Genomic DNA, 13168 nt, shown 5'->3' on the forward strand with positions numbered 1-13168 from the left:
CATAACTAAGAGTACGCAATTGGCTGCATCCAAATACGCTGTCCCCTCTTAGCGAGCGGCACTCGGATGCCGATGCACAAACAAAACGGCGGGGCCGAAGCCCCGCCGCCGGATCTTGCTTGCGATGTGGTCCGCTTGTCAGCGGAGCAGCTGGAGCACGCTCTGCTGCGACTGGTTGGCCAGCGACAGCGCGGAGACCGCGATCGACTGGCGGGTCGACAGCGCCTGGCTGTTGGCCGCTTCGACGTTGGTGTCGGCCAGGGTCAGGTTGGACGAACCGGTCTGCAGCACGTTGATCAGGCTCTTGTTGAAGTCCTGACGAACCTGCACCACCGAAAGGTTCGAACCGAGGCTCGAAGCTTCCGAACGCAGCGTGCTCGAGGCGGCGTTCAGGTTGGTCAGCACCTTGTTGGTGGCGGCGTTGTCGATGAAGTCGACACCGCTGGTCAGCGCAGCAAGGCCGAGACCCTTGGAGTTGTAGGTCACGCCGGTGATGTTCAGGCTCGACTTGCCGGTCTCGTCGAACACCAGCTTGAGCTGGTCGCCGTTCAAGAGGTTGACGCCGTTGAACGAGGAGTCCTGCGCCGTCGTGTCGATCTGGTTCAGGATGTTGTTGTACTGGTTGACCAGATTGGCCCGGGCCGTCTGCGCAACCGTGTCCTGGACGGGGGTGGAAGCCGTCGAGAAGGTCAGCGCGCTCGTCAGCGTACCGCCGATCGCACCACCCGCGGCGCTCGATCCGATGGTCGAGGACGCGTAGTCGTTGGTGGTCGAGATCGTCAGCAGGCCGTTGGCGTCGATCGTCGCGGACAGGTTGTTGGCCTGAAGCTTCGCATTGAGCTGATCGAGCGTCTTGACCGTGCCGTTGGTGCCGTCGCCGAAGGTGACGTTGACCGCCGTGCCGCCGTTGAAGGAGGTGAAGGTCAAGGTCTTGCCGCTGATGCCGCCGACGCCGGAGGTACGGGCCGCGGTGAACGCGGTCGCAGTCCCGGTGTTGCCGGCAAGGCCGAGCGCATTCAGCGCATTGCCGGTGCCGGTGATCGACAGGTCGGCATTGACGCCGGTCGACAGCTTGAGCTGACCCGAGGCATTGACCGAGGAAGCGATCTGGCCCGAGGCGGCCGCAAACGTCGCCGTGCCGTTGGCCGCGATCGTCGCAGTCTGCACGCCGCTCGCAAGGTCGATGGCGTTGAGCACGTCGGTCACGCTGCCGGCCTGCAGGTAGACCGTCGAGTTGCCGTTGCCGTCGGTGACCACGTTGCCGCTCTTGCCGTAGCCGGTCGGAATGGCCGGCGCACCCGTCGAGCCGGGAACCGGCGCGTTCTTGAAGGTGATGACGTGGCCGTCGACGTTCAGCGTCGAGCCGTCCGAGATCAACGCTCCGAGCGAGGTCGAGCTCGTCGTGCGGTTGACGCTCAGCGTCGCATTGCCGCCGCCCGTTGCACTGGTGAGGCCCAGGGCCTTCAGGAAGTCGGCCTTGCCGGTCAGGGACAGATCCGCACCGGTCGAGCTGTTGATCGTCGTGATACCGGCAGCGCTGCTCGAAGCCGTCTGGCCGACGCTGGTGGAGATCGTCGCGGCACCGTTGGAGATGACCGAGGTCTTCACGCCGCTGGCGAGATCGATCGCGGTCAGGAGGTCGCTGACCGTCGCCGCCGGTGTGGCGGTGGTGCCGAGATAGACGGTGGTGTTGCCGTTGCCGTCGGTCACGAGGTTGCCGCTGACGCCCGAACCAGTCGGGGCCGAGGCTGCCGCCGGTGCAGACCCGGCGCGGAAGGTGATGGTCTTGCCGTTGACGGTCAGCGTGTCGCCGTCCGCCGGGGACGAGCCGACCACGCCCGCACCGCCGGCGGTGCCGATCAGGGTCGCGGTGCCGGTCAGGTTGGTGGTGCCGTCGGCCGCCTTCACCGCCGTCGTGTTCGCGAAGGTGCCCGCGGTGGCGCCGATGGTCGTGCTGCCCGTCGCGGCGGTGGTGCCGCCCGCAGCGCCGCTATAGAGCACGTTGCTCAGCGCGGTCGCGCTGGCATAGGAGGTGGTGCCGCGCAGGTCCGAAGCCGTCGCCCCCGAAATCGTGGCGGAGACGTTGGACTTGGTGGAGTAGCCGACCGTGGTCTGCAGCGCCTGGTTGGCGATCGACTTGGCGCTGTCGATCAGCTTCTGCAGCGAGGTGATGCCGGTGTTGGCGGCCTGCAGCACCTGCACGCCGTTGGCGATGCCGTCGAGCAGGTTGTTGATGTCGCTGGCGCGGTTGTCGAGCGACTGGGCGGTGAAGAAGTTGGTGGGGTTGTCGAGGGCCGAGTTGACGCTCTTGCCGGTCGACAGACGGCTCTGCGTCGTGGCGAGGAGATCGGCGGTGGACTGGAGGGAGAGCAGGTTCTGACGAACCGACGCGGAGAGAACGATACCGGACATGACTCTGTTACCTTTCTGGTAAACGACGCTACTGTTACGCGTCTGCTGAGATCGCGATGACCCAGCGACCGGCGGACCGTGGCGCTGAGACCTCTAACGAAACATGAAATGAACTCCGTGCTTTTGCCGGGGCCTGCGTGATTCGGGCGAGGCAGCTGCGCGCATCGCCGCACTGCCGCACGCATATGACATTGACAAAGCTGAGCTTTTTGGCGGGAATGCCGGTGATTTACAGCTCGTTAACTAATTGCAAGCGAGAATCAGGCCTTGATGAGCCGCAACGAACGCTCGGTTACGAAAGCGTTGATGGAGAACAGGCATGGCCCTCAAGGTCGAGCTCAGACCGCACGAACGCATCATCGTCGGTAACTGCGTGATTACCAACACGGACCAGCGCGCTCGCCTCTTGATCGACGGCGACAACGTGCCGATCCTGCGCGAGCGCGACATCCTCACGCCGGAGACTGCCAATACGCCCGCCAAGCTCGTCTATCTGGCGGTCCAGCTCATGTACATCTCGCCGGATCCGCAGACCCAGCACGGCACCTATTTCAACCTGGTGCGCGACATCGTCACCGCGGTGCCGAGCTCCTGGCCGATCATCGAAGGCATCAACAACAACATCCTGAACGGCGACCTCTACCGGGCGCTGAAGGACGCCCGCAAGCTGATTGCCTATGAAGAGAAGCTGCGAGATCAGTACGCGGCCGCGCATCCGAAGGCGGACGCGGACAAGACCGACGTGAGCTCCGCCGCCTGACCACACGCCTTCGCGCGAACGACAACGCGCCCCGGATCGCCTCCGGGGCCGTTGTTCGTTTCAGGCATGCATCAATGCTACTGCGCCGCGAGCGGCGGCGCCTCGATCTCGATCAGTCCGCCGCTGCTCCGCCGTCCGCCGAACTCCAGCACGGCCGCAATCAGCGCATCGATGTCCGCCTTCTCGGTGCGGTGATTGACGATCGCTGCGCGGATCGCAAACCTGCCGTCCAGCGTCGTGCTCGACGGCGCGGCGAGCCCGGACTCCTGGACATCGGCGACGATCTCGCGATTGACCGCATCATCGGCACGGTAGCGGAAGCAGACGATATTGAGATTGACCGGCGCCAGCAATTCCAGCCGCGGCTCGGCCAGCACGCGCGCCTCGAGATACTTTGCCAGCGCGCAGCTTCGCGCGATCACCGCACCGAGCCGATCGGTGCCGAACGTCTTCAGCGTGAACCACGTCTTCAGTGCACGAAAGCCGCGCGACAGATCGGGGCCGAGATCGCAGGGCCAGACCGCGCCCGCTGCAAGCCCCCTCGCCTCGCGGCGCAGATAGGCCGCCGGCTGCGCAAAGGCCTGCCGATGCTGCTCGCCGTCGCGGACCAGCAGGAAGCCTGCGTCGTAAGGCACCTGCCCCCATTTGTGAAAATCGAGCGCGATGGAATCCGCGAGCTCGATGCCGCCGAGCAGATGCGCAAGCTCGGGGGACAGGATCGCGAGCGCGCCGAAAGCTCCGTCGACGTGAAACCAGATTCCTTCCTCGCGGCACAGCTCAGCAATTGCCCTGAGGTCGTCGATCGCACCGATATCGACCGTACCAGCGGACGCGACCACCAGGAACGGCCTGAAGCCGACCTCGCGATCAACGGCGATCTGCGCACGCAGCGCGGCAACGTCGATGCGATGATCGGCATCGACAGCGATCTTGCGCAGCGCATCGGTGCCGAGCCCGGCAATGTCCATCGCCCTCGATATGCAGCCATGCGCGGCCTGCGACGTGTAGGCCGTGAGCAGCGCACCGTCATTGCCGATGCCGTGCTGCCGCGCCAGCGTGCCGAGCGCAGCCGTGCGCGCCACCAGCACCGCCATCAGATTGGCCATGGACGTGCCCGTGACGAAGATGCCGCTCGCGCTGTCCGGAAAGAGAAACAGGCGGCGCATCCAGTCGACGATCTGGCGCTCGACCTCGATCGGCATGTGGTCGCGCCCGCCGAGATTGGCGTTGAGGCCTGCCGCAAGCATTTCCGCGAGCATGCCGACCGCGGTTCCGCCGCCATGCACCCAGCCCATGAAGCCTGGATGGACGTTGCCGGTCGCATAGGGCGCGACATGCTCGGCGAACTCGCGGTAGACCTCGGCGAGCTCGCTCGCCTCGCGCGGCACGTCGGCCTTGAATGCCGCACGAGCGTCGTCGGGGATCGGGCGCCAGACGGGGCGCGATCGAACGTTGGCAATGCCGTCGATGGTCTCGTCCAGCATGCGATGGGCCAGCGCGCGAAATTCGCTCCAATCCTGCGGATCGAGCGAGGTGCTCGTGACGGAGCCTTGCGTGCCCCGGATGATCTCGTTCATGCTGCGCTCTCCTTGCCCGAATTTGCATGCCGCGACAGCATCGTCGTGAACGCGGCAAAGATCTTGCGCATCTGCGGCGGCTTGTAAGGAAACACGACGGGCGAATCCATGTTGTGCACGACGGCGGTGTTGTCGGCCTCGAACACCAGCAACTCGCGCTTTTCGTTCTCGGCGCAATCGACGATGAAATAGTCGAGCCCGACGCGCCGGCTCATCTCTTCGAGCGCGCTTCCATGGCGCAAGGCGAAGGCGTGGTCGAAGTCGCGCATGAAGACGGCTTCCTCCGCGCGCTTCTCCTCGCTGAGCACCATGTAGGCGTTGAGATACCAGATGTCCCAGCGATCGGCGATCGCCATGTGGCAGGCGTAAGGCTTGCCGTCGACCATGGCGAGACGATACTTGCGATAGAGCCCGTCGGGGCTCACATAGTCGACGAAGCGTGCGACGAAGAAGTCCTGTTCTGTCCGTCCGGCGAGATAGGCCGCGAGCGCCGCCGCATGATCGAGCTTTGCGAGGCCGACGCCGGCGTGCGAGCCGCGCGGCCGCGCGATGATCGGAAAGTGCAGTTCGCCTGCGATGTCCTCGCAGGCGATCTGACCTCGCGAAAGATCCGACAATTGCGCGCGCGTTGCGTGGATGGTCGCGGGAATGTCCAGACCCGGCACACCAGCCAGCAGCCGATACAGCTTGTCGCGATCGAGATTGCCGATCCGATCGGGGCGGTTGAGCAGCGGCCGCGGCCAGTGCGGCGCGGCTTTTTCGATCAGCGCGAGCGCTTCGCGGCATTCCTCCGAATCGGACGCGACCACGATGGCAACGTCGTGCTCGGGCAAGGTTTCCGGCAGGCCGACGCCCTTGACCACATAAAGGGTCAATAGCTCGACGTCGGAGCCTTCGAGCAGGAAATCGATCGGTGTGTTGCCGCCCATGTCGATGTCGGCTGCCAGCGCGAGCAGGCGCAAGCCCGGCTTCGGAGCGGCGCTGGGCGTCCGGAACAATTGATGGAAGGTCAGCACCTCGGACTGGATCGCAAGCCCCCGATCCTTGTCGCCCAGAAGCTGGGTGATCAACGACAGATCCAGCCCTTCGCCCGCGAGCGCCGTCCCTGCCGCGATCCGTGCCACGAGCTGGTTGCGCAACGGATGCAGATCGACGCCCTCGAAGGCCTGGCGCGTCAGCCGCGCAAAGCCGACGCGGTCGGCATAGTTCGCCGCGGTCAGAGCGATCGGCGCGGAAGCTGGATGCTGCATCTCACACCTCGAACGCGGAGCTCACCGCGAAGCAGCCGCTCATCCCGGACCGCTCACGCCGCGGCATCGGCCACCGCCGCGGGCGCCGGCGCGAATTGCGAGGCGATGTCGCCGCGGAACACCGACGGCCCGACGTGATCGAGCGAGCTCTGAATGTCGGCCCAGATCTCGCCGCCGATGTCGGTCCAGCGCTTGCAGAAGGCGAAATCCTCGGAGAGATACGTGCCGGTCGCCGGATCGATCATGCACTCGAACAGCGCGAAACGGTTCTGGCTCGCCGCAAGCGTGTCATGCGAATGCTCGCGAAAGAATTGCAGGCCGGCGTAGTTGGGATGGCGGCACATCGCCTCGAGCACGTGACGCCGGATCATCAGGAAGCCCGTGCCCGCATAACGCACGCGGGTAAAGCCGTTGACCACGACGATGCGGTCGGGATCCTCGATCTCGAGCACGTAGTCGAGCGAGGCGGCGGGCACGTCGGCCCGACCTGACTGTATTGCACGCGCGGCCTTGTCCCAGTTGACCCGCTTGATCGGATAGCAGCCGGCGACGACGTCAGCGCCGCATTCGATCAGCCGGAACACCTGCTCCGGCTTGAAGCCGATGTCGGCATCGATGAACAGGAAATGCGTTGCCTTGGGGTCGTCCAGGAACATCGCGACCAGGTTGGCCCGCGCCCTCGTGATCAGCGCATCGCCGTCGCGCAAATGTACCTTGAGCTCGAGATTGGACATGCCGTGCACGGCGCGCTGCAGCGCGAAGATCGAGCTCGCGTAGATGCTCGACACCTGCCCGCCGAAGCAAGGCGTGGCCACCACCAATTGCATCTTGTCCGACATCGATCGCTCCGCCCCCTGCAATCCTCACCAAGAGGTAAACAGGCATGGTTAACGACGTCTTAACGTGTCCCCTTACAGGAACTTGACGAGCGAGAGCTGCGCGAGGTTCGAGGTCACCTGGTAGGACGCCTGCAGCGCGTTCTGAAGCGCCAGGATCTCGCTCGCCACCTGGTCGGGCGAAGCCGATTCCGCCTGGTCGATGATGGTCTGCAGCTGCGCCTTGGCCTGGGTCTGGCGCGTGGTCGCGTCCTTCATCGTGTTCTGGGCCATCGCGATGTCGGTCTGGATGTCCTCGATGCGCTGCTGGCCGGGCTGCTGGGTCAGCGCCTGCGTCACCCGCAGGCTCAACGCCGAGACCTGCCCGCCGGAATACTGCCCACCAGGCGTCGTCGAAAACGTCCCGAACACCGCGATCGCCTGCAATTGCCGGCGGATCGCATCCTCGTTCGCCTGGGCGCCATACTGCACCGTGACGGCATCGTCGACCCGCGCCATCGCTGTCGAGCGCGGCGAGCCGGGCCCGTCATTGCCGAGGTACCATTTCACGGTGGTCGCCGACCCGTTCGCCAGCGTGGTCGCCGAGCTCGCAGGCGAGGAGCCGACGCGCAATGGCGGCTGCGTGGCGGTGACGGGCGTCGAACTGAAACCGAGCGCACTCAGCGCGCCGGTGTTCGACGTCGTGATGTTGAGGCTCGCCGCATCGTCGGTGGTGATCGTGATCGAGCCGCCATGGACCGTCGAGGGCTTCGACGTCCCGGTGATCTGGTCGATCCTGCCGAGCAGGGTCTGGATGCTGTCGGTGACGTTGAGCTGGTTGCCGGTCGCGCCCGAGGCCACGAAGGTCAGCGTGGTGCCGTTGACGGTGATGGTGTCGCCGGCGACGAAGCCCGGCGAGATCGAGTCCGAGGGGCTCGTACCGGACAGCGCCGTTGCACCGCTGATCGGTGCCGATGGGACCGCCTGGTTGGTCTTGGGCGTGCCGATCGCGGAGCTGGCGGTGTTGAAGAAATTGTCGCCGGCAGTCATGGCCGACGCAGCCACAAGCGAGGTGTTGGCGAGCTTCTGGATCGCGGTGTTCAGCGCGGTGTTGAGGTTCGCCGCGGTGTTGTTCGGATTGACGGGGGTGCTCGCATCGATCGCGAAGCTGCCGACCGGCGTTGGCGTCGCCGAGGACGCGGTCAGATCGATCTGCTCGGTGGTGCCGTCCGGCAGCGTGAACTGGACACTCAGCTTGTCGCCGTTGTTCGGATTGACGCCGTTGAGATCGACCGAGAACGATACCGGCGAGCCGCTCGGGCCTGTCACGGTCGCGCCCGTCAGCGTCGAGGACACCGCCTTGATCTTGAGCCCGAACGGCGAGCCCGCGACGTCCTCGGACACCTGCACCGAGCTCGGCGTCGGCTGCGTCTGCACCAGCCGGCCCATGCCGTTCGCCCCTAAGTCGGCGGCCTGGCGCTCCGCCATCACGGTCTTGAAGCCGGCCTGCGTCGTGGTGCCGTTGATGATGTCGCCGGCATCGGCGACCGGCTGCGTGTTGACCGCCGTTCCCGAGAACAAATAGCGGTTGCCGGACTGCGTGTTCAGCACGCCGACCATCGAGCCGAACTGGGCCGCGGCCGTGTTCTGCGCGACCGTCTGGCCGTTGACGTTGAGGTCCTGCGCCGTGCTGGCCGAGCCGGTCTGCGTGTTGGTGCGGATCGTCGTCAAGGACTGCAGCGCTGTATTGGCGAGGTTTATGCTGACGTTGACGTTGGTGATCGTATCGGTATAGGCGGCGATGTTGGAGAGCTGCGTGCGCCCGGCGATCGCAAAGCCCTCGTTGGTGCCCATGCCGGAATAGTTCTGCGACAGCTTGCCCGTCGAAAGCTGCGTCGACAGGTCGGTGAGCTGCTGATTGATGTTGCGGATCTGCGCGCCGAGAACCGACGAGGAGTAGTTGATGCTGCTGATCGACATCTTTCAGAGCCCTGTTCCTTGTTACATTTGAGCCTGGAGCAACGTGTTCATCATGCTCTGCACCACCGACATGACGTGGGCGTTGGCGGCATAGGCATTCTGAAGCTGGATCAGGTTCGACATCTCCGAGTCCAGATTGACTTTGGAGGTCGAGTCGAACTTGGCCTGGAGCGTCGAGACCACGACGCTCTGGCCCTGCTGGAGCTGCGTCGCCTGGGTCGCGGCATTGGCCTGGACGCTCAGGAACTGCTGGAGGAAGTTCGAGACGCTGCCGGTGAAAGGCTGGCTCGCCGAGCCGAGGCCGCTCTGCGGCGAATAAGAGAACACCGCACTGGTGAGCTGCGAATAGAGATAGTCCGAACGCGTGGTGTCGCCCGCGGGCGTCACCGGCGAGGTGTTATAGACCGACAGCCGGGTCGGATCGGAAACCAGCTGGGTGTTCACGGCGATGCGCCCGGCAAGGCCTGTCATCTGCGAACCCGATGCCGTGATCGCGCCGGTGTAGAGCGCCTGGCCGCCATCGGTGAACAGCGGCAGCTGCGGATTGCCCGAGGTCAGCGACGAGATCGTCTTGGTGGTCGAGGCCGAATTGACCTTGGCAAGGCCGGTGTTGTCGTCGGTCACCCGCAGCGTCGTGGCGGTCGCCGGCGATGGCGCGGCGGAGAACGACAGATGCGCGCCTGACAAGGCGGTGTTGAGCGCAGCGGCGATCGCTCCCATGCCGCCGGAGAAGTTGACGCCGATCCGCATCGGGTTGGCGTTCGTCGCGTTCTGGAGCGGCAGCGCGGCCGGGTCGGTCACGTTGACGAGCGTGATCTGGCGCTGGGTGTTGGTCGCGGTGTCGGTGTAGGTGATGTTGACCGTATTGCCCGGCTGCGCGCCGGCAAGATCGAGATCGAATCCAGCCGGCGGACCCGAGACCGTGCTGCCGGCCGCGGTCTTGTCGGACAGCGCGCTCGCCATCGTCGCGGCGAGCTGGTCGACCTGGTTCTGCGCCTGCACCAGCGTCTGGTCGCGCAGCTTCAGGTCGGCGGCGATCTGGCCGGAGGACACCACGTTGTTGGCGACGACGTCGACCTGCGAGCCATTCGGCAGCTTGATGTTGAACGCGCCGACGCCGGACTTGGCCGGATCGATGTTGTAGAGCGAGGTCGCCGACAATGCGCCCGCGGAGGCGAAGGAGAATTCCGAGGCGAGCCCGGCGCCGACCAGCTGAATGCCGGTCGTGGTGTAGATGTTGGCCTGGTTCGAGTTATCGGTGGTGACGCGGACGTCGACATATTTCGACAAGGTGTTGATGGCCTGGTCACGCTGATCCATCAGCGTCGCGGCCGAGGGGTCGTTGGCCGACAGGCCCTGGAGCTTGGTGTTGATGTCGGCGATCTGCTTCATCGCCGCGTTGGCAGCCTGCGCCGAAGTGGAAAGATCCTGCTCGACATTGGAGCGCAGCGACTGGATGCCCTTGGTCGTGACGTTGAGCTGCTGCGCCAGCGCCTGCGCCGCGCCGAGCGCGACGGTCTGCGCTGACGAAGCACCCGAGCTGGTCGACAACGCCTGGAGCGCCGTGGTGAATTTGTTCAGCGCGCTTTCGAGCGTGCCGTCGTTGCCGGGTGTGCCGTAGACATTCTGAAGCTGCTTCAGGATGTTGGCCATCTGGTCGGCGTAACCGCTGCCGCCGGTTTCGGTCCGCAGCTGGTTCAGCACATAGCTGTCGAGCTCGCGGCTGACGCCGGCCGTCATCGCCGTCGAGCCGAAATCGCCGGTGGTGACCTCGATCTGGTTCGGGGTCTGGACGACGTAACCCGGCGTCTGCGAGTTCGCGACGTTCGAGGAGACGATCGAGAGCGCGGCCTGGTTGGCACGCAGGCCGCTCATCGCACTGGCAAGGGCTGAACTCAAACCCATATCACTGACCCGCCTTTGGTTACGTCACGCGCCGATCAGCGCAACACGTTCAAGAGGTCCTGCACCATCGAATTCGCGGTCGTGATCACCTTGGTGTTGGCCGAATAGGCCTGCTGGGTCACGATCAGCTTGGTGAACTCGTCGGCGATATCGGTGTTGGAGCCTTCCAGCGACGAGCCGCTGATGGTGCCCGAGGCGCCGTCGATGGCAGGTCCCGACTGTTCGGTCGCAGCGTAAGCGCCGCCGTCGAGGGCCTTCAGGTAGTTGGTGCCGTTGAAGTGCGACAGCTGCACCTGCGCGAGATCGAGGTTCTGGCCGTTGGAGAAGGTGCCGACCACAAGGCCGTTGTTGTTGACGGCGACCGAGCGGAGCTGACCGGCGGCATAGCCGTTCTGGGTGATGGTGTTGATGGTCACCGCGCCGCTGGTGCTGGCGTATTGCGTCAGCCCGCCCGAGGAGATGTTGAAGGCGACCGAGCCGAGCGACTGGCCGCTGACGGTGACATTGTTGATGGTGATGCCCGAGCCGCTCGGCGAGGTCAGCGAGCCGTCGGCCGCGAAGGTGAAGGTCTGACCGGTGTTGACCCAGCCGACGGTCGTGCCGGTCGCGTTCGGGTCGGTCTGGTAGAACAGGTTCCAGCTATCGGAATGACCCGCGCCCAGCGAGGCGCTGTCGGTCTTGGCCCAGCGCAATTGCAGGTTCACCGGCGTGCCCGCGGCATTGTAGGCCGTCACCGCGCCGCCGCTGATCGATTCCTTGGTGAAGGTGGCGATGTCGTTGCCGATCACGCCGCCGGTGCCGGCCGTGCCGCCACCGTCGCGATTCTTGGTGATCGTCGAGGTGAAGCCGAGCGCCGAGAAGGCAGCGCTGTTGGAGCTGGACACCGTCAGGTTCGAAACGGTGCCGGTGTTGAGCGTGATCACGCCGCCGCTGCTGACCGACGACCCCGAGGCGCCGGAGAGCGCGTCGATCTTACCGAGCAGGGTCGTGATGTTGTCGGTGACGTTGATCTGGTTCGGGCCCGAAGCGCCCGAGCTCATGAAGGTCAGCGTCTGACCATTGACGGTGATGGTATCGCCGGCGGAGAAGCCGGATGTGAGCACCTGGGCGCCGCCGGCTGTCGCAGTGCCACTCAGCACCGTCGCGCCCGAAATCGCGGGCGAGGACAGCACATTGCCGCCGCGCGTCACGCTGCTGATGCCGAGAGCGGTGGCCGCCGTGCCGCTGCCGATCGCCACGTCGGTGCCGGTGCCGGTCGAGATCTGGATATTGCCACTCACCGAGAGCGAAGCGGTGACGCCGGCGCCGCCGGCAGTCTGGATCGCGTTCAGGATGTTGGCCACCGTGGCCGTGGTGCCTGCGCCGAGACCGATCGTAGTGTTGTTGCCGACGGTCGTCACCGTGGTGCCGCCGTTGAACGTGATGGTGTTGCCGTTGATGGTGAGCGTCTGACCGCTCAATGCGGTCAGAATGCTGGAGGCAAGATGGGTGCCGGCGGTATTGTCAAGGGAGGTGGTTGTCGAGGCCACCGCCGACGAATTGTTCTGGAGTGCAACCGTGCCCGTGCCCGTCGTCGAAGAGTAAGCCGAGCGGACGTTGCCGGTTGCAGCCGCGCCTGACACCGTTGCGTTGGCATAGGGCGCCGGCGGCGTGCCGACCGGCAGCGGGTTGGCCGCGAAATCGGAAGGGTTCAGTCCGCCGGCCGCCAGCAGCGTGCCGCTCGACGCGGTCGTTTTCGCCACGGTGTTCGGCTGGGTCGGCAGGTTTGCCGCGTACTGGATCGAGGTGGTCGCCTGCGCCGGAATGAAGTTGTTCTGGAATTGCAGGACGTTCGCCACGCTGCCGGTCGGATTGCCGGTCTTCGGGTCCACCGTGACGCCCATCAAGTAATAGCCGGCGCCGTTGACCAGGTTGCCGTTTGCATTGAGCTGGAAGTCGCCGCGCCGGGTGTAATAGGTGACGCTGTTGAACACCGGCTGGTTGTCGACGATGCTGGTTGCTTTCTGGATCGAGAAGAAGCCGTCGCCGGTGATCGCCATGTTGGTGGCGACGGTGGACGAGGAGATCGTGCCTTGCGTGGTGATGGTCGCCTTGGCGTTGGCCGTCACGCCGCCCGCGACCTGCTTGCTCGGCACCGCGGCGTCCGGAATGAGATCGACGAAGCTGGTGCCGATGCCCTTGTAACCGGTGGTGGATGAGTTCGCGATGTTGCCGGAAATGTTCTGCAGCGCGTAGGACTGCGCCTGCAGGCCACCCACCGAGGTGTTCATTGCATCGAAGATACCCATAACTTTGTCTCCAAATCCGGTCTCGGCGGCCGGTCGACCATGGCCGCAGTCGGAAGAGACAGTCGCAAGGGCTATGCCAATGCGGGTATTTTCAGGAAATCAATGACTTAATGAAAAAGCCCCGGCCTGACGACCGGGGCACATTTGCCGGGACCGGCAACAATTGCCGGGAGAAATTGTC

At 65.0% G+C, this 13168-nt stretch carries 8 protein-coding genes; 1 reads left to right on the forward strand and 7 read right to left on the reverse strand.

Translation table 11 applies throughout. From position 1 onward, the window contains the following. Nucleotides 1-138 precede the first annotated feature (138 nt). Entirely contained in the window at nt 139-2412 is a 2274-nt protein-coding gene (locus P6U28_RS20030; protein WP_407119656.1) for a DUF1522 domain-containing protein, read from the reverse strand. Nucleotides 2413-2731: 319 nt separating this feature from the next. Between P6U28_RS20030 and flbT the strand changes: the two genes are divergently transcribed. Beyond that, complete coding sequence (gene flbT / locus P6U28_RS20035; RefSeq protein WP_407119657.1) at nt 2732-3172, forward strand: flagellar biosynthesis repressor FlbT; 441 nt, start codon at nt 2732-2734, stop codon at nt 3170-3172. A 77-nt stretch (nt 3173-3249) separates the two neighbouring features. Here the strand turns inward: flbT and P6U28_RS20040 are convergent, their stop codons facing one another. The 6 genes from P6U28_RS20040 to P6U28_RS20065 form a co-directional block, all read right to left on the reverse strand. Then, the gene (locus P6U28_RS20040; RefSeq protein ID WP_407119658.1) at nt 3250-4749 is read right to left on the reverse strand and encodes a pyridoxal phosphate-dependent decarboxylase family protein; all 1500 of its coding nucleotides are present in this window, start codon (nt 4747-4749) and stop codon (nt 3250-3252) included. Then, nucleotides 4746-5999 (reverse strand): hypothetical protein, encoded by a 1254-nt coding sequence (locus tag P6U28_RS20045; protein WP_407119659.1) that lies wholly within the window; start codon nt 5997-5999, stop codon nt 4746-4748. Before P6U28_RS20045 ends, P6U28_RS20040 begins: the two co-directional genes overlap by 4 nt. Before the next feature lie 53 nt (nt 6000-6052). Continuing rightward, the gene (locus P6U28_RS20050) at nt 6053-6838 is read right to left on the reverse strand and encodes a hypothetical protein (protein WP_122402411.1); all 786 of its coding nucleotides are present in this window, start codon (nt 6836-6838) and stop codon (nt 6053-6055) included. Between the two features lie 72 nt (nt 6839-6910). Further along, nucleotides 6911-8794 carry a flagellar protein gene (locus tag P6U28_RS20055; protein ID WP_407119660.1) on the reverse strand — a complete coding sequence of 628 codons (1884 nt, stop codon included), beginning with the start codon at nt 8792-8794 and terminating at the stop codon, nt 6911-6913. A gap of 21 nt (nt 8795-8815) precedes the next feature. Beyond that, the gene (flgK, locus tag P6U28_RS20060) at nt 8816-10699 is read right to left on the reverse strand and encodes a flagellar hook-associated protein FlgK (protein ID WP_407119661.1); all 1884 of its coding nucleotides are present in this window, start codon (nt 10697-10699) and stop codon (nt 8816-8818) included. 35 nt (nt 10700-10734) lie between these two features. Further along, entirely contained in the window at nt 10735-12987 is a 2253-nt protein-coding gene (locus tag P6U28_RS20065) for a flagellar hook-basal body complex protein (RefSeq protein WP_407119662.1), read from the reverse strand. Between the last annotated feature and the right edge of the window lie 181 nt (nt 12988-13168).

This window comes from Bradyrhizobium sp. STM 3561, from assembly GCF_045571455.1.
Lineage (GTDB): Bacteria > Pseudomonadota > Alphaproteobacteria > Rhizobiales > Xanthobacteraceae > Bradyrhizobium > Bradyrhizobium vignae.